The following is a 16,483-nucleotide window of genomic DNA, read 5'->3' as shown; positions in this document are numbered from 1 at the left end:
ACTCGATTGTTACTCACAGTAGGACTGTCGAGAATGATCGTCAAGCCGGCACTGCGTCCGAATCCATCAGACAGCGGCGCCCCTTTTCGACATCTTTGGAGCAACACCATGAACGGTGCAGAAAGTCTGCTGAAGTCGCTGGTTGCCAGCGACGTGGAAGTCTGTTTTGGAAACCCGGGCACATCGGAAATGCATTTCGTCGCAGCGCTCGATGCGGTGAAAGAAATGCGACCCGTGTTGGGGCTTCAGGAAAACGTCGTCACGGGCGCCGCCGACGGCTACGCACGCATGGCCGGCAAGCCGGCCGCCACGCTCCTGCATCTGGGACCGGGGCTGGCAAACGGTCTGAGCAATCTCCACAACGCGCGCCGCGCCTCCAGTCCGATCGTGAATATCGTCGGCGACCACGCGTCGTCGCACGCAAGGTACGACGCGCCGCTCGCGTCGGACATCGCCGGATTTGCACGCCCGGTGTCGGACTGGGTGCATTCGTCCACGAGCGCCCGTTCCGTCGGCGCGGATGCGGCACGCGCCGTCCGCGCCGCGCGGGAGGCGCCGGGGAAGATCGCAACGCTGATTCTCCCGGCCGACACCGCCTGGGATCCCGCCGTTGAAGTTGCAGCTCCGCTGCCGCTTCAGCCGCGCACACACGCAGCCGGTTCGACTATCGATCGCGTAGCCAGCAAACTGCAGGCAGGGTCAAAAGCAGTGCTCCTGGTTAGAGGCGACGCGCTTCTCGGCGAAGGTCTGGTCGCAGCGGGCAAAATCGCGGCGAAGACCGGCGCGCGGCTGGTGTCCGATACGTTTGCACCTCGTTTGGAACGCGGCGCGGGTCGCGTGCAGGTCGAGCGGCTTCCCTACTTCGGCGAGCACGCCGCCGAATTCCTGGCCGGGACAGAGCTGCTGATTCTGGTCGGCGCACGTCCTCCGGTCAGTTTCTTCGCGTATCCCGACAAACCCAGCTGGCTGACGCCCGACGGTTGCGAGATCGCCGTGCTAAGCCATCCGCACGAAGACGGCGCAGCCGCACTCGCCGCGCTCATGGATGCCGTGGATGCACGAGGCGCCGAGGGCCGCATCATCACGCGGCAAGCGATCCCGTTGTCGCTCGACGGCGCACTCGACGCGAAAAGCATTGCGCAGGTCGTCGCCATGCACCTGCCCGCGAACGCGATCGTGGCCGATGAGGGCGTTTCGTCGACCCTGCCTTACTACGACCTCCTGAACAACGCAGCACCGCATGATTTTCTGAACCTGACCGGCGGTGCGATCGGCAGCATGATGCCAGTGTCGACCGGCGCGGCTATTGCGCGTCCGGACCGCAAGGTTGTGACGCTGGTCGGCGACGGCAGCGCGATGTACACCGTCCAGTCGCTCTGGACTCAGGCGCGCGAGAACCTCGACATCGTGACCGTCGTGTTCGCCAATCGCGGTTACAAGGTGCTGAACAACGAACTAGTCCGCGTGGGCGCGTCTTCGAATGGACCGAACTCGGGCGCCATGCTCGATCTGGGCACACCGACGCTGGACTGGGTTTCGATTGGGCAAGGCCTGGGTGTCGACGCCGTGCGCGCGAATTCCCGTCGGGCGTTCGAGCAGGCGTTCGTCTCGGCGATAGCGCAGCGTGGCCCACGCCTGATCGAGGCGGTGCTCGAGTAAGCGCCCGCAACCCGGACCAGGGGCAGGCTCTACATGTCAATTTCGTAATGAACCGGTGGGGATCGCGCCATTTGCAGAAGCGCAATATGGCTTCCAGACGCTCAGGGAAGAAAGACCCGCGCAATACCAGTAGCGTCGAAGTAGCTGCTGCTATTCAGCGAATTTCCATCAGTCACCCATTGTATTTATTTCGGAGTCTAGATCATGAAGAAAGCTCTTGCTTGCCTCGCCCTCGCTGCCGCCGCCTTGTCCGCTCCAGTGCTCAGCTTCGCGCAATCCAACGGTCCGGTGACACGTGCCGAGGTCCGCAACGATCTCGTGCAGGTGGAACGGGCCGGCTATAACCCGGCGCGATCCGACGACGCGAACTATCCGGCCGACATCCAGGCCGCCGAAGCGAAAGTCGCAGCGCAATCCGTTGACCAGCAGGCGCCCCAAGGCTACGGCGGTGTGCCGGCCAACAGCACGTCGTCGGGTGGTCCGGCGCACACGGCGATGCAATCGACCTGTGTCGGTCCGGCCAGCTTCTGCACGCCGTACTTCGGCAAATGAATGACATGCTGTGCAGGTCCCGTGCTTGTCGCTAAACGCACGGGACCGAACTTCATCCTGAAGGTCCCCCCAGGCAGCAGAACCAGTCTTCACCGTTGACAACGTCTGGCTGAATGAACCCCGGCTTGCCTTTAGACGCACAGAAGACGCGCGTCAACCCTTACCGAAATCCGTGTCCCACACCTGCTCGATGGCCTGCAGCGCAGTCAACACGATCGACCGGTTGAGCGCCGCCGCGAGCGTGCCGTCGCGCTCGGCATACGCCTCGCACAGCCGTTGGTGGTCGGCGCACGAGCGCTGCATCCGTCCGGGCAACGACGTGCTGAGATGCCGCAGCCGGTTGGTGCGCATCCGCATCGAATCGAGCACTTCCTTGAAGATGCCGTTGCGGCTCACCCGCAGTTCCTCATCGCGAAACGCCACATTGGCCCAGAAATAACCGTCGACGTCGGCGCGCGCGGCCGCGTCGGCGAGACGCGCGTGCGCGCGCCACAACGAATCGATGTCCTCGGCCGTGGCGTGCTCGACGATCGCGAGCGACACCTGCCCATATAGCAACACGCGCAGTTGATAGATCTCACGCACTTCCGTGAGGCTCATCGACGACACGCGCGGGCGCCGCCGCGGCGACCAGTCGACCAGCCGTTCGCGGTTCAGCACGAACAGCGCTTCGCGCACCGGCGTGCGGCTGACGTTGAAGCGCTTGGCGAGATCGACCGAATTCAGGTCGTCGCCCGGTTGCAGCCGGCCTTCGATGATGCCGCGCGCCACCCAGTCGACGATCTCCCCGACCGGCGATGCGTCGCCCTGCTCCTCTTCGTCGTGTGTGTCGACAGTTTCGTCCATCCCTTTCTTCCTCGATATCTCTTGGCGTGGCGCCCGGCTGCGTGGACGGATTCTAGCAAACCGACGCCCGGCCAGCCCGGTACGGCACCCTGCCCGATTTCCACAAGTGTGCACAGTTTATCGAATATCTCTTGAAATTCACCCGAGATTCACCATACACTTGGCGAAAGTGTCGACACTACCAATATAGGACATCAGTCCATCAGGAGACAGACGCGATGTACATGGAAAAGGAGATCGCCGGAAGGACCGGCGTCGAAGCCAGCGTTTCAGCGCGGCTCGACCGCCTGCCGCCGACGCGTTATTTCAGCGGCCTCGTCGCGCGCATCGCGATCGGCGGCTGGTTCGAGTTTTATGAAATGTTCATGGCGGCCTATATCTCACTGGGACTCATCGGCAGTGGTCTGTACCGCGCCACCACGGCGGGCCTGTTCGATGTCAACGGCTTCGCCAGCTTTCTCGGCTCGTTTTTCGCCGGGATGTTCGTCGGCACGGTGGCGCTCGGCGGCTTCACCGACCGCTTCGGACGACGCGCCGTGTTCACCTGCGCGATGCTGATCTATTCGGTCGCGACCTTCGCCGCCGCGTTCCAGCATTCACCGGAATCCATGGATCTCTGGCGCTTCGTCGCGGGCCTCGGAATCGGCGTGCAGCTCATTACTGTCGACACTTATATTTCCGAGCTGACGCCGAATCACACGCGCGGCCGCTACAGCGCGTTCAGCATCCTCGTGATCCTGACGTCCGTGCCGACCGTCGCGGTGCTGTCGTTTCTGCTCGTGCCGCACACCATTCTCGGTCTCGAAGGCTGGCGCTGGGTGATGATCATCGGCTCGGCGGGCGCCGTGCTGATCTGGTTCATGCGGCGCGGGTTGCCGGAATCGCCGCGCTGGCTCGAAAGCAAAGGCCGTGTCGACGAGGCGCGCGCCATCGTCGATGCGATCGAGGCCCGCGTGGTCGCCGAAACCGGCCGCGCGTTGCAGGCACCCGCGCAACACACGCCGGAACCGCCCGCCGGCGAGCACAGCGGTTCATGGTCGGAGATGTGGAAGGGCCGCTACTTCAGCCGCACGGTGATGCTGTCGTTCTTCAACTTCTTCCAGACCTTCGGCGTGTACGGATTCGGTGCGTGGGTGCCGGTGCTGCTCTACACGAAGGGCATCACGATCACGCATTCGCTGCTCTACACAATGGTGATCGCGTTCGCGACGCCGCTTGGCGCGCTCGGCGCGATGGCGTGCGCCGAGCGCGTCCAGCGCAAGTGGCAACTGGTCGGCTGCGCGATCGTCGTCGCGGTGGCCGGCGTGCTGTTCGGCATGGTGCGCGAACCGGTGCTGATCCTGCTGTTCGGCAGCGCCGTGACCATCGCGAACAACTGGCTGATCGGCATCTTTCACACCTATCAGGCCGAGCTGTATCCGACCCGGATTCGCGCCCGCGCCGTGGGTTTCGTTTTTAGCTGGAGCCGTCTGAGTTCGATCTTCGTCGGTTTCTGGGTGGCGGCATTGCTGAAGCATTCGGGCGTGCCCGCCGTGTTCGTGCTGATTTCGTCAGCCATGTTTGTGATCGTCGTGATGGTCGGGCTGCTAGGGCCGAAGACCAACGGCATTCGTCTGGAGGAGTTGTCTCAATGAGTTCCATCGCCGCCGCATTCGCGCACGGCCTTTTCGCACTGGCGCAGCGTCCGCTGCCGGTCCCGGTCGCAGAGGAAGCCAGGCGTTCTTTGATCAATGTGATCGGCACTTCGATCGGCGCATCGCGGCATCCTGGTGTCGACGCGATCCTCGCCGCCGCCCATGAGCTAGGCGTGGCGCAAATCGCGCCGGTGCCGGGCCGCAGCGAAAAAGTCGATCTGCATTTTTCCGCACTCGCGACCGGCTTTGCGGGCCATCTCGACGATTTCGACGATACCCATCTCGCGACCGTCATTCACCCGGCCGCTTCGGTGCTCGCCGTGCTGACGGCGCTTGTACCCGACACGCGGCCCACCGGCGCCGCCGCGCTGACGGCCTTCACGCTCGGCTGCGAAGCGCAGTTGCGGGTCGGCGTCTCGATCTCGCCGGAACACTACGACCGCGGTTGGCACATCACCGGCACGTGCGGCGTGATCGGCTGCGCGGTGACGGCCGCGCTGCTGCTCGGTCTCGACGAAGCGGGGTTGACGCAAGCAGTGTCGATCGCCGCCTCGATGTTCGTCGGTCAGCGCGAAGCGTTCGGCACGATGACCAAGCCCTATCACCCCGGCAAGGCGGCTGCGAACGGCATTGCGGCCGCGCGTCTCGCGCAGCACGGCCAGCGCGCCGCCGCCGATATTTTCGAAGCCGCCGGCGGCTACTCGCATTCGATGTCGACCAAGGTTGATTTCGAGCTGATGAACGGCGCGTTCGGCGAGCGCTGGGAACTGCTTTTCAACACGTACAAGCCGTACCCGTGCGGCATCGTCGCGCATCCGGCGATCGACGCGGGACTCGCGCTCGCGCCGCAAATCGACGACGTGCAGTCGATCGAATCGATCACGCTGCGCTGCCACCCGCTCGTGCCCGAACTGATGGGCAACCCGCAGCCGAAGGACGGCCTGCAGGCGCGCTTCAGCGCGATTCACGGCGTGGCGGCCGCACTGTGCGACGGTCAGGTCGGCCTCGCGCAATACGAAGACGCGCGCGTGGTGCAGGACGACGTTACAGCCGTGCGCGCGCTCACCAAGCTCGCGCCCGACGCATCGGTCAATCGCGACGAAGTCTTTATCGCGGCGACGCTGAAGGACGGCACGGTCGTCGAACATCACGTCGAACATGCGCGCGGCAGCCTCGCGCGTCCGCTGACCGACGACGAGCTGATGAACAAGGTCCGTCTGCTCGTGGATCCGCTGCTTGGCGACGGCACCGCCGCGCAACTCGCATCCGCCGTGGCGACACTCGACAGCGCCGCCAACCTCGACGCGCTCTTCGCACTGTGCGCTCCCGCCGGAGAATTGAATCATGCATAACGCCGCTCAACATTCCGTCGTGTCCGACGCGCTCGTCGGCTTCGCCATCGCCGCGCTGCCCGCTTCGGCCGACGCCGCACTCGACGCCGCGCGCGACGCGCTCACCCACGCGCGCCTGATCACCGATCCGGCGACGCGTTCCACCGAGCAGATCAGCGCCCTGCTGCAATCGCAAGGCAGCGCGGCGACCGACTCGCGCACCCGCGCATGGATTCTCGGCACGTCGCTGGCGACGCAAGCCGCCGCGTCGCCGGCGATGCCGGTGCTCGCCGCCGTGATCGTAGCCGGGGACACGCTCGGCTCATCAGAGAGCGACGCGATCGCCGCCGCCGCGATCGGTATCGAAGCCGCCGCGCGCATTCTCAGCGCGGTCGATAGCGCTGAATTCCGTGTGCGCTGGAACGTGGCGTCCTCAGTGGGCTTGCTGGGCGCGGTGCTGGCGGTCTCGCGCCTGCTGCATCTGGACGAAGTGCATACACGTCATGCGCTCGGCGTCGCCGCAACCCAGGCCGCGGGACTCGCGCACAACGCGGACCACGCGATGGAAGCGATCGAGATTGGCAAGGCCGCAGCGGACGCGCTCGAAGCCGCGATGATCGCGAAGCATGGCTTCACGAGTGCGGCTGCGTCGATCGACGGACGGCGCGGCTTCGCTGCGCTGATGGCGTATCGCTTCGACACCGCCGCCATCACGGAAGCGCTGGGTACGCGCTGGACTTCGGTCGACTGACGTGACGCGCTTCGCCCGATGTGTTTGACGCATCGGGCGAAGCTGTCACCGACCGCCAATGCTCGACGCCTTTTATCGGCCACACAGGGGAATCCAATATGACCAGCAAGCGAATCATCCAAGCCTCGTTGTCCGCGCTGTTCTCGCTGTGCGCGGCACTGAGCGGCACGAACGCCATCGCGCAGACGCCCGCGTCGCAACCGTCGGCTGGTGGCCTGCCGGCGCACTCGCCGTTCGATATTCCATACGGCATGCCGATCAGCCTGCAAAACGCCAACCAGGCGCTCGAAGCCGCCGAAGCCGAGGCCGCGCGGCACGGCTGGCCGGAAGCCATTGCCGTGACCGATCCGAGCGGAGAACTGGTGGCGTTCGCCAAGATGGACAACACGCAGAACGCGTCGCCGAAAATCGCGCTGCGCAAAGCCGCGACCGCCGCGCGCTTTCGTCGCGATACGCGCACGTTCTATAACGCCTTCGAAACCGGCCACACCTATTCCGCGACACTCGATCCTTCATTGGCCGCTTCTCCCGGTGGCTATCCGCTCGTGATGGGCGGCAAGATCGTGGGCGCGATCGGATGCAGCGGCGGCAGCGGCGACCAGGATGCGGATATCTGCAAGGCAGGCGCGGACGCGTTGAAGTAAAGACGGGGGGCGCCGTTTCGCGGCGCTTACGCTGGTCGACCATCTTGCTCTCAAGCCAGATCGATCAGGATGCCTTTTTAATGCACGGAGAAGTTCATCATGGACGATAAACCCGCCGCCGCGTCAGCAGTGCCTCCCAAAGCATCATCGCGGCGCCGGTTCCTGATCAAAAGCGTCGCGGTGTTGCCGGTGGCGGGCGGCCTTGCTGCGTGTGATCGGCCCGGCGGCGTGACGGCATCGGCATCGGCGTCAACGTCAGCCACCGCTGGAACCGACGGTTCTAGCGCGAAACCGTACCAGCCGAAGTTCTTCAAGCCCGACGAGTGGAGCGTGCTGCAAGCCGCGATCGACCGCCTGATTCCCGCCGATGCCGAAGGTCCGGGCGCGCTCGAACTCGACGTCGCGGCGTTCATCGACCGGCAGATGGAAGGCGCGTTCGGTCATGCGGCAGCGTGGTATATGCATGGCCCGTTTCATCCCGATGCCACGCCGCTCGCCGGCTATCAAAGTCCCATGACCCCTCGCGACCTGTACCGCACCGGAATCGCGGCGCTCGACGCCTATTGCAAGGCGCACTTCGGCGGCAAGCCGTTTGTGCAATTGACGACCGCGCAACAGGACACGTTGCTGCATGGCATGGATAGCCGCAAGGTCAAATTCGAGCAAACCTCGGCCGGTCATTTCATCGCGTTGCTGTGGCAGAACACCAAAGAAGGCTATTTCTCCGATCCGATTCATGGCGGCAACAAGCACGCCGCGAGCTGGACCATGATCGGTTTTCCCGGCGCGCGCGCCGACTATCTCGACTGGGTCGCGCAACCCGGCAAAGTGTATCCGCTCGGAACCGTAACGATCGAAGGCAAGGCATAGCCACCGCCTTCATCCAGCAACGCGCACAGCAGCATTAGATAAAACACACGCCAGGAGGAGACACATGGCGAACATCAGTAAACCCAAAGTGGACGCGGTGGTCGTCGGCATGGGCTGGTCGGGTTCGATCATGGCGATCGAACTGGCGGACGCCGGCCTCACCGTGGTCGGCCTGGAACGCGGCGAAAACCGCGATACCTATCCCGACTTCGCGTATCCGAAGGTCGCCGACGAACTGACCTACGTGCAGCGCTTCAAGCTGATGCAAAGCCTCGCGCACGAGACCGTCACGATCCGCCGCCAGGCGCAGGAAGTCGCGTTGCCGCTGCGCCAGTACGGCGCCTTTCTGTTCGGCGACGGCGTCGGCGGCTCGGGCGTGCACTGGAACGGCTTCACCTATCGTGCAACCGATGCCGAACTGAAACTGCGCAGCCACTACGAACAGCGCTACGGCAAGAGCTTCATACCCAACGACATGACGATTCAGGACTGGCCCGTCAGCGCCGCCGAACTCGAGCCGTTCTACGACCGCTTCGAATATGTCGCCGGCACTTCGGGCAGGGCGGGTAACGTCAACGGTCAGCCGATCGGTGGCGGCAATCCATTCGAAGCATCGCGTTCACGCGATTACGCATTGCCGCCCTTGCCCACTGCCTATCCGTCGATGCTGTTCGAGCAGGCCGCGCGCGAAGTGGGCTTCCACCCGTATCCGACGCCTGCGTCGATTGCTTCCAGGGCGTACACGAACCCGTATGGCATGCAGCTAGGCCCGTGCAACTTCTGCGGCTATTGCGAACTGTTCGGCTGCTACATGTTTTCCAAAGCATCGCCGCAGACCTGCATTCTCCCGGCGCTTGCGAGAAAGCCGAACTTCGAATTGCGCGACCGCTCGGCGGTCGTCAAGGTCAATCTCGATGCGACCGGCAAGCGCGCGACGGGCGTCACCTATATCGACGCTCAAGGTCGTACCGTCGAGCAGCCCGCGGATATCGTCGCGCTGTGTGCGTACCAGATGCACAACGTGCGTCTGCTGTTGCTGTCGGGGATCGGCAAGCCATACGATCCCGCCACCGGCGAAGGCACTGTCGGCAAGAACTACGCGTACCAGAAGAACAGCAAGATTCAAGTCTTCTTCGACAAGGACGTGGCGATCAATCCGTTCATCGGTTCGGGAGCGGGCGGCGTCGTCTACGACGATTTCAATGCCGACAACTTCGATCACGGTCCGCTGAACTTCGTCGGTGGCGCGATTACCTTTGCGACGGTGACGGGCGGCCGCCCGATCGCGCAGGCACTGGTGCCGCCCGGCACGCCGAAGTGGGGCTCCGGCTGGAAAAAGGCCGTGAAGGACCACTATCTGCATTCGTTCGCCATCTCCACGCAAGGCTCGGTGATGTCGTACCGCGACAACTATCTCGATCTCGATCCGACTTACAAGGATGCATACGGCCTGCCGCTATTGCGCATGACGTTCGACTGGAAAGACAACGAAGGCCGCATGACGCAGTTCGTCAGCCACAAAGCCGCCGATGTCGCGCGCGCGATGAATCCGAAACCGCAATCGGTTGCGATCAACGCGGGCAAGCCGGGCGATCACTTCGACGTCGGGCCGTATCAGAGCACGCATACGACCGGTGGGGCGATCGCGGGCGACCGGCCGGACAACAGCGTGGTGAATAAATACCTTCAGTCGTGGGACGTTCCGAATGTGTTCGTGACCGGCGCCTGTTCGTTCCCGCAAAATCTCGGCATCAATCCAACCGGCACCATCGGCGCCATGACGTACTACGCGGCGAAGGCAATACGCGAGACGTATCTGAAGAATCCCGGCCCTCTGGTTCAGGCGTGAGCGACCGTCATGAAAATCACTTTCGATCGCTTGAGGCAGTACCTGATCCCCGTGTTTGCGCTGATGTGCAGTGGCGCGCCCGGCAGCGGTGCGAACGCGCAAACTTTGAATGCCACGCCCACGCCAGTAACCGTCGACGCGCAGCTAGCCAAAGGCGCTTATCTCGCGAAAGTCGGAGATTGTGCGGCCTGCCACACGGCGAACAAGGCGCAACCGTTCGCAGGCGGTCTGCCGCTCGCGACGCCCTTCGGCACGCTCTATTCGACCAACATCACACCGGACGCATCGACTGGCATCGGCGGCTATAGCTATGACGACTTCGCCAAGGCGTTGCGCCAAGGCATAGCCAAAGACGGTCATCGTCTGTATCCGGCAATGCCGTATCCGTCGTACGCGAAGATCGACGACAGCGATATGCATGCGCTCTATCGCTACTTCACGCAAGGCGTCAAACCCGTCGCGCAGCCGAATCGCGCATCCGAACTGCGCTTTCCATTCAACGTTCGCACGCTGATGACAGTGTGGGATCGTTTGTATGCGCATGACCCACTGCCTTATCAAACCGATCCGCACCAGAGTGTCGAATGGAATCGCGGCGCGTATCTGGTGCAAGGTCTCGCGCACTGCGGCGCATGTCACACGCCGCACGGCATGCTCGGGCAGGAGAGCGTACTCGACGACAAGGACAATACCGCGTTCCTGTCCGGCAATACGCTGGCTGGCTGGTATGCGCCGAACCTGCGTGGCCATATGGCGCAAACATCGGCCAGCGATAAGGTATGGAGCAAGGCCGATCTTGTCGCCTATCTACGCAGTGGGCGTATGCACGACGGCGCGGCATTCGGTCCGATGACGGAGGTCATCAACGACAGCACGCAATATCTGCACGACGAAGATTTGAACGCGATTGCAACTTATCTGACGTCGCCGTCATTGCAAACGGGCGCGACGCCGCCGGCCGCGCAGCAAAGCGGTCGCGCGGATCAGACGGCTGTCGCGCTCAGAGCCGGTCACATCGATTCGACCGGCGCGCATCTCTATCTGGACAATTGTGCGGCCTGTCACCGCACGGATGGCACCGGCGCGATGCCGGCCTTCCCCAGCCTCAGGGGCAATGCATCGGTGCTGAGCGGCGATCCGGCGTCGCTGATTCATATCGTATTAAGCGGCTCGCATATGCCGTCCACCGCAGCCGCGCCGACGCCGCTTGCCATGCCCGACTTCGGCTGGCGTTTGACCGATCAGCAGATCGCGGATCTGTTGAGCTTTGTGCGAAGCAGTTGGGGAAATCGCGCAGCCGCTGTCACTGCTGGTGAAGTTGCCAAGGTTCGCGGCGTCGCGATCAGCGCGAAATAACCTGGCAGCGTTGACGTGAAGTGTTAGCGCGCGAGGCTTGAATGCATGAATGAAGCCCAGGGCGTCGCTCGATGCCCTGGGCTTTGCGCATGTAAAACAGCTCCTAGAACTTGTGATGAATCGCGACGCGCGCCACGGCCTGATGATTATTCGACGAATCGCCGAGACTGCCGATATCCGCAACCGCCGCAGCGCCAGTGGAGCTCGTGCCGCTCGCGGTCTGGAAGGTGCCGAGGAGATAGACATCGGTACGCTTGGAGAGCACGTAGTCGAGCAGCAACGAGAACTGGTTGTACTTCTGGTCGCCGATGTCGCCCTTCACCGCGTTGCCCTTCGTATAGTTGTACTCGCCCGACAAGAACAGCGCCGGCGTGACGCGATAGAGCGCGTTCAACTCGTAGCTGTTGAACGTCGCGGTCGCGCCACCGAATGCGCCGATGTTCATGTACTTGGTATTCGAATACACCGCGCCGATTTTGGCCGGGCCGAAATCATACGAGCCGCCCGTGGTGATGATTTGCAGCGAGTTGGCAGGCTTCGTGCCGAGATAGCCCGAATTTAGCGAGTTGAACGTCGTGGGGCTAGCGTTGCTGTTCAGAATCGAGCCCAGCGCGGATGGATTCTTGAACAGTTCATAGGCGACCGCAATCCCGAACGGGCCGTGTCCATAATTCGCACCGAGGCTGTACCCGCTCGACTGCGAAATCTCGCCCGCTACGCCGCCCAGACTCACCGTGCCGCCGAACGTCAGGCCATTGAAATTGGGGCTCGCGTATTTGATCGTGTTGTTCGCGCGGAACGTGTGGTTGACGTTGTCGAGGTCGCCCGGATGTTCCGTCGTCGATCCGCCATACGCCGCGGCAAAGCCGTAGTTGCCGACGTAGTCGTTGATGCTGTCGTACTGACGGCCCAACGTCACGGAGCCGAACGAACTGCTGGCGAGGCCCACGTAGGCTTGCCGGCCGAATGCGGTACCGCCTTGTCCGAACGCGCCCGTGCTGACGTTGATACCCGACTCCAGCACGAAGATCGCCCTCAGGCCGCCGCCCAGATCTTCGGCGCCGCGGATGCCCCAGCGGCTGCCCTGCGTGCCCGCGTTGGAATCGACCGAAAATTGCCGGCCGCCCACGTTCTTGCCGTTCACCACGTTCTTCGCGTTGGTGTTGATCATCACGCCTTCGTCGACAATGCCGTACAGCGTGACCGAGCTCTGCGCGTGAACGGTTCCAGCAAAGGTTCCCAATATCGATAATGCAAAAAGCGACTTTCTCATTCTGTCATCTCCTCCAAGTCATAATTTATTTGTGCCTTAAACATTTCACTCTGTAATACTAACTAATTTGATGTCTTCACCGCATAAGCAATCCTCCTGCGAAACCCGCAATAGCGAGTCCGACTTGAAACTGTTCGACAGCGGCGCGCAGATGTTGTCTGCCGCGCCGCCGCGGCTACGATCAGCCTAGAAAAGCGCCGCCGTTCGCATGAATCGCCTGGCCCGTGAGATAGCGTGCTGTCGGGCCGCACAGAAACTGCACGAGGCTTGCGACCTCGTCGGGCTGGCCGCGCCGGCCAAGCAAGGTAGTGCGCTCAGCGTGATGCGCGGGTTCGGTATTGCCCGCCGCGCCGCCGCGCACGGTCGCGATCAAGCCGGGCACCACGCAATTGACGGTGATGCCGTCCGGACCCAGATCGTGCGCCAGCGCGCGCGTCAAACCGACGAGGCCCGCTTTCGCGGCGATCACGTGCGCGCGCCCCGCCGAGCCCCCATGCGCGGACATGCCGCCGATATTGACGATCGCGCCGGCCTTCGATTGCCGCAAATAGGGCAACGCCGCGTGCGCGCACAGATACGCGCCGTCGAGAATCACCGACATCACCTCGCGCCAACGTGCGTAATCCAGCTCCGCGAACGGCACTTCGCGACGCACCGCGGCGTTGTTGACGAGAATGTCGATCTGCCCGAAATGGTGAATCGCCGCTTCCATCAGACTTTGCGCACCCGCAGGTTCGCTGACGTCGGCCAGATGCGCGGCCGCGCGGCCGCCCGCGGCCTCGATCGCGCGCACGACTTCGGCGGCCTCGGCGGCGGAACTGCGCGCGTTGACGAGCACCGCATTGCCCGCTGCCGCGAGTTGCAGTGCGATCTCGCGGCCGATATTGCGCGCCGCCCCGGTGACGACCGCGACGCCGTTGACTTCTCCTTTCATGAATGCACTCCCAGTGATTTCGTTGATAGCGTGGGTTGCGCGCTGGCTTGCAGCGGCCGGTCGGGACGAATCCAGAACGACAACGCAATGCCGACCAGCAACAACGCAATGGACATCACGAACGGCAGTCGATAGCTGCCCGTCATGTCGGTAATGAGGCCGAACGCGACCGGCGACACCACCGCCGCAAGACCGGCCGCCGTGCTGATGAAGCCGCTAGCGACGCCCGCAAAGGCCGGCGCGACATCCATCGGCACGGCCCAGATCGGGCCTTCGGTCGATTCAAGGCAGAACAGTGCCGCGGCCAGACACAGCGCGATCAGGGTCCGGTCCCGCACGAACAGCACGCACGAGAGAAACAGCAGCGAGCCCGCGAAACCGATGATGATCACGTTGCGCCGCGCCGTATTCAGATTGCCGGTGCGTCGATAAATCGCGTCGGTCAGCAGGCCGCCCGCCGTATCGCCGACCACGCCGGCGAGAAACACGCCCGACGTAAACAGCGCCGTGCTCTTCAAGTCGATGCCGTACACGCCGACGAAGAAACTCGGCAGCCAGCTCAGATACAGCCACAGCGTCCATGCGTGGCAGAAGAACACCAGCGTGACCGGCATGATGCGCCGGATCAGCGGCCACCACGGCACCGCCGTGCGATGGCGCGGGCCGGCATACGGCGGCAGCGTATCGACTTCGGCGGCGGTGATCGACGGATGCGTGCGCGGATCGTCGCGGAAATACAGCGCCCATACGACCACCCAGATCGCGCTGACGCAGCCCAGCGCGACAAACGCGCCTCGCCAGCCGAGCAGCGGAATCATCAGCACGAGCAACGGCGGCGTGACGGTGGCCGCGAGGCGCGCGGCCGAGTGCGTGAAGCCCTGTGCGAAGCCACGTTTGACCAGCGGAACCCAGTTGGCCATCGCGCGCGTGGCGTTCGGAATCGTGCCGGCTTCGCCGAGACCGACCAGTGCGCGCGAGAGCACCAGCGTCGCGAGGCCGCCGGTCACACCGGTCGCGAGCGTGCCGAGCGTCCATAGGATGCCCGAAAACGCCAGCATCCGGCGAGGTCCGATCTTGTCGCCCAGATAACCGTTGATGACCTGGAAGATCGCATAGCAATAGCCGAACGCCGAGAGTGCAATGCCGAGCTGCGTGTTCGACAGATGCATCTCCGACTTCAGCAGCGGCGCCGCGATGGAAAGATTGACTCGGTCGACGTATTCGATGAAATACATCGCGCAGATGAGCATGAACACTCTGCCTGTGGTGCCGGTAAACATGCCTGCTTTCGCTTTCATCTTGAACCGCCCTGCCCGTGACCGCGACTGTGACCGTGATGCATGGTTTGCTCCTTCAGTTTCGATTGCCGCCGACGCCCTGCGGCGCGCGACGCACATCATTCGGAATACGTTTGATCATCTCTGCAGTGCCCGATGCGCGGTTTCCGGCGCCCACTTCACGCAGAACAGACCGACCAGATAGATCAGCGAGACTGCCGTGATCGCGAGCGGATAGGAACCGAACATCGCCGCGAGCGCGCCGACAATCGACGGCCCCGCCGCCCCAAGCACGCGGCCGAAGCTGAAGGCGAATCCGGAACCGAGCGCGCGCTGCATCGTCGGAAACATTTCGGGCAGCCAGATCGTGAACAGCGAAAACACGCCGCTCGTGAAGAAGCCGAGCAGCGGCAGCGTGATCAGGAATAGCGGCAGACTTTTCAGCAACACCACAATGCCGAAGTACGACGTGACATTGCAGATCAGGGCGCCGGAGAAGAACACGCTGGCGACCGATTTGCGGCGCGGAATCCAGCGCACGATCCACGGCATCGCGACGCATCCCGCGAGCGTGCCGACGCTCAGGATCAGGCCACTCAGCGAGCCGAGATACTGCGCATCGGCAACGGATGCGCCGCCCGCGCGCTGCCAGGTAATCACGAGCGTCGGAATCCAGAATGTGGACGACCACAGCCCGAAGATCAGGCACGTCATCATCAATGCTGCGGACCAGGTGGTGCGCGCCATGCCGGAAGCGAACAGATCGCTGACGCGCGCACGCGGCCCCTGTGCGCGCCGCTGCTCTTGCCAACGGCGCGACTCCGGCACGCCGAGGCGCAGCCAGATCGTCAGCAACGCGGGTGCGCTGCCGATCAGAAACAGAACGCGCCAGCCGCCCAGCGGCAGAATCACCAGCGCGGCGGCGGACGCCAACAGAAAACCGATCGGCGTGCCGGTATGCAGCCATCCCGATAGGCGTTCACGCAAATGCTCCGGCACCGACTCCTGCAACAACGGCGCTCCCGCGGCCCACTCGCCGCCGATGCCGAAGCCCGTCAGAAAACGGAAGATCGCGAACGACACGATGCCCGGCGCGAGCCCGCAGGCGCCGGTAAAGATCGAATAGATGAGAATGGTCGCGCACATGGTCGGCACGCGGCCGAAGCGATCCGCGCACCAGCCCCAGAACATCGAGCAGGCCCAGCCGAGCATGAAGAGGCTGAACATCAACCCGCCGAGCCGCGCGATATGCGCGTGATCGGCCACGAAGCCGCTTTTCGGCAGCAACTCGGTCAAGGCCGGCACGATCACGTAGATGTAGATGGCGTTGTCGAAGCCGTCCAGCATCCAGCCCGCCCATGTGGCGATAAAGACGCGATACGGACGCGCTACTGCGACTGCCACACCGACGGAACTCGACATCTCGTCTCCTGAATCCACGGTCCGCCGCGTTCTTGGGTATCGCGGCTTGTGTTATGTCGACAATGTTATCGATGACGCGCACCCC

Annotated in this window: 14 protein-coding genes; 9 read left to right on the top strand and 5 right to left on the bottom strand. The window is 63.4% G+C overall.

Going from position 1 to position 16,483, the window contains the following annotated elements; genetic code table 11:
- Positions 1 to 108: 108 nt before the first annotated feature.
- Entirely contained in the window at positions 109 to 1,659 is a 1,551-nt protein-coding gene (locus B0G74_RS37065) for an acetolactate synthase large subunit (RefSeq protein WP_132381654.1), read from the top strand.
- 204 nt (positions 1,660 to 1,863) lie between these two features.
- Complete coding sequence (locus B0G74_RS37060) at positions 1,864 to 2,211, top strand: DUF4148 domain-containing protein (RefSeq protein ID WP_132381652.1); 348 nt, start codon at positions 1,864 to 1,866, stop codon at positions 2,209 to 2,211.
- A gap of 153 nt (positions 2,212 to 2,364) precedes the next feature.
- Here B0G74_RS37060 and B0G74_RS37055 read toward each other — a convergent pair whose 3' ends face one another.
- Complete coding sequence (locus tag B0G74_RS37055; RefSeq protein WP_132381650.1) at positions 2,365 to 3,057, bottom strand: GntR family transcriptional regulator; 693 nt, start codon at positions 3,055 to 3,057, stop codon at positions 2,365 to 2,367.
- Between the two features lie 218 nt (positions 3,058 to 3,275).
- Between B0G74_RS37055 and B0G74_RS37050 the strand changes: the two genes are divergently transcribed.
- The 7 genes from B0G74_RS37050 to B0G74_RS37020 all read left to right on the top strand — a co-directional run bounded on the left by B0G74_RS37050 (position 3,276) and on the right by B0G74_RS37020 (position 11,492).
- The gene (locus B0G74_RS37050) at positions 3,276 to 4,691 is read left to right on the top strand and encodes an MFS transporter (RefSeq protein WP_132381648.1); all 1,416 of its coding nucleotides are present in this window, start codon (positions 3,276 to 3,278) and stop codon (positions 4,689 to 4,691) included.
- A complete protein-coding gene (locus B0G74_RS37045) occupies positions 4,688 to 6,043 on the top strand; it encodes an MmgE/PrpD family protein (RefSeq protein WP_132381646.1) in 1,356 nt (451 codons plus the stop codon). The genes B0G74_RS37050 and B0G74_RS37045 overlap by 4 nt, the downstream gene beginning before the upstream one ends.
- Positions 6,036 to 6,773 carry an MmgE/PrpD family protein gene (locus B0G74_RS37040; RefSeq protein WP_132381644.1) on the top strand — a complete coding sequence of 246 codons (738 nt, stop codon included), beginning with the start codon at positions 6,036 to 6,038 and terminating at the stop codon, positions 6,771 to 6,773. The genes B0G74_RS37045 and B0G74_RS37040 overlap by 8 nt, the downstream gene beginning before the upstream one ends.
- Before the next feature lie 98 nt (positions 6,774 to 6,871).
- Entirely contained in the window at positions 6,872 to 7,417 is a 546-nt protein-coding gene (locus tag B0G74_RS37035; RefSeq protein ID WP_132381642.1) for a heme-binding protein, read from the top strand.
- 99 nt (positions 7,418 to 7,516) lie between these two features.
- The gene (locus B0G74_RS37030) at positions 7,517 to 8,287 is read left to right on the top strand and encodes a gluconate 2-dehydrogenase subunit 3 family protein (protein ID WP_132381640.1); all 771 of its coding nucleotides are present in this window, start codon (positions 7,517 to 7,519) and stop codon (positions 8,285 to 8,287) included.
- A 64-nt stretch (positions 8,288 to 8,351) separates the two neighbouring features.
- Complete coding sequence (locus B0G74_RS37025) at positions 8,352 to 10,136, top strand: GMC family oxidoreductase (protein WP_132381638.1); 1,785 nt, start codon at positions 8,352 to 8,354, stop codon at positions 10,134 to 10,136.
- 9 nt (positions 10,137 to 10,145) lie between these two features.
- Entirely contained in the window at positions 10,146 to 11,492 is a 1,347-nt protein-coding gene (locus B0G74_RS37020; protein ID WP_132381636.1) for a cytochrome c, read from the top strand.
- 103 nt (positions 11,493 to 11,595) lie between these two features.
- Here B0G74_RS37020 and B0G74_RS37015 read toward each other — a convergent pair whose 3' ends face one another.
- The 4 genes from B0G74_RS37015 to B0G74_RS37000 all read right to left on the bottom strand — a co-directional run bounded on the left by B0G74_RS37015 (position 11,596) and on the right by B0G74_RS37000 (position 16,398).
- Entirely contained in the window at positions 11,596 to 12,765 is a 1,170-nt protein-coding gene (locus tag B0G74_RS37015; protein WP_132381634.1) for a porin, read from the bottom strand.
- Positions 12,766 to 12,946: 181 nt separating this feature from the next.
- Positions 12,947 to 13,699, bottom strand: coding sequence for an SDR family NAD(P)-dependent oxidoreductase (locus B0G74_RS37010; protein WP_132381632.1), 753 nt, complete (start codon positions 13,697 to 13,699; stop codon positions 12,947 to 12,949).
- On the bottom strand, positions 13,696 to 14,997 hold the full coding sequence (locus tag B0G74_RS37005) for an MFS transporter (protein ID WP_132381630.1): 1,302 nt from the start codon (positions 14,995 to 14,997) through the stop codon (positions 13,696 to 13,698). Before B0G74_RS37005 ends, B0G74_RS37010 begins: the two co-directional genes overlap by 4 nt.
- A gap of 117 nt (positions 14,998 to 15,114) precedes the next feature.
- Positions 15,115 to 16,398, bottom strand: coding sequence for an MFS transporter (locus B0G74_RS37000; RefSeq protein WP_132381628.1), 1,284 nt, complete (start codon positions 16,396 to 16,398; stop codon positions 15,115 to 15,117).
- Between the last annotated feature and the right edge of the window lie 85 nt (positions 16,399 to 16,483).

It is taken from the genome of Paraburkholderia sp. BL9I2N2, assembly GCF_004339745.1.
Classification (GTDB): domain Bacteria; phylum Pseudomonadota; class Gammaproteobacteria; order Burkholderiales; family Burkholderiaceae; genus Paraburkholderia.
The sequence above is the reverse complement of the archived record's forward strand: the minus strand, read 5'-3'. Positions and strand labels throughout refer to the sequence as shown.

Bases quoted from the DNA above. Each gene is read 5' to 3' on its own strand.
- B0G74_RS37000 (WP_132381628.1), bottom strand. From the start codon at position 16,398: ATGTCGAGTTCCGTCGGTGTGGCAGTCGCAGTAGCGCGTCCGTATCGC.
- B0G74_RS37025 (WP_132381638.1), top strand. From the start codon at position 8,352: ATGGCGAACATCAGTAAACCCAAAGTGGACGCGGTGGTCGTCGGCATG.
- B0G74_RS37010 (WP_132381632.1), bottom strand. From the start codon at position 13,699: ATGAAAGGAGAAGTCAACGGCGTCGCGGTCGTCACCGGGGCGGCGCGC.
- B0G74_RS37065 (WP_132381654.1), top strand. From the start codon at position 109: ATGAACGGTGCAGAAAGTCTGCTGAAGTCGCTGGTTGCCAGCGACGTG.
- B0G74_RS37030 (WP_132381640.1), top strand. From the start codon at position 7,517: ATGGACGATAAACCCGCCGCCGCGTCAGCAGTGCCTCCCAAAGCATCA.
- B0G74_RS37040 (WP_132381644.1), top strand. From the start codon at position 6,036: ATGCATAACGCCGCTCAACATTCCGTCGTGTCCGACGCGCTCGTCGGC.
- B0G74_RS37005 (WP_132381630.1), bottom strand. From the start codon at position 14,997: ATGAAAGCGAAAGCAGGCATGTTTACCGGCACCACAGGCAGAGTGTTC.
- B0G74_RS37055 (WP_132381650.1), bottom strand. From the start codon at position 3,057: ATGGACGAAACTGTCGACACACACGACGAAGAGGAGCAGGGCGACGCA.
- B0G74_RS37045 (WP_132381646.1), top strand. From the start codon at position 4,688: ATGAGTTCCATCGCCGCCGCATTCGCGCACGGCCTTTTCGCACTGGCG.
- B0G74_RS37035 (WP_132381642.1), top strand. From the start codon at position 6,872: ATGACCAGCAAGCGAATCATCCAAGCCTCGTTGTCCGCGCTGTTCTCG.
- B0G74_RS37015 (WP_132381634.1), bottom strand. From the start codon at position 12,765: ATGAGAAAGTCGCTTTTTGCATTATCGATATTGGGAACCTTTGCTGGA.
- B0G74_RS37060 (WP_132381652.1), top strand. From the start codon at position 1,864: ATGAAGAAAGCTCTTGCTTGCCTCGCCCTCGCTGCCGCCGCCTTGTCC.
- B0G74_RS37020 (WP_132381636.1), top strand. From the start codon at position 10,146: ATGAAAATCACTTTCGATCGCTTGAGGCAGTACCTGATCCCCGTGTTT.
- B0G74_RS37050 (WP_132381648.1), top strand. From the start codon at position 3,276: ATGTACATGGAAAAGGAGATCGCCGGAAGGACCGGCGTCGAAGCCAGC.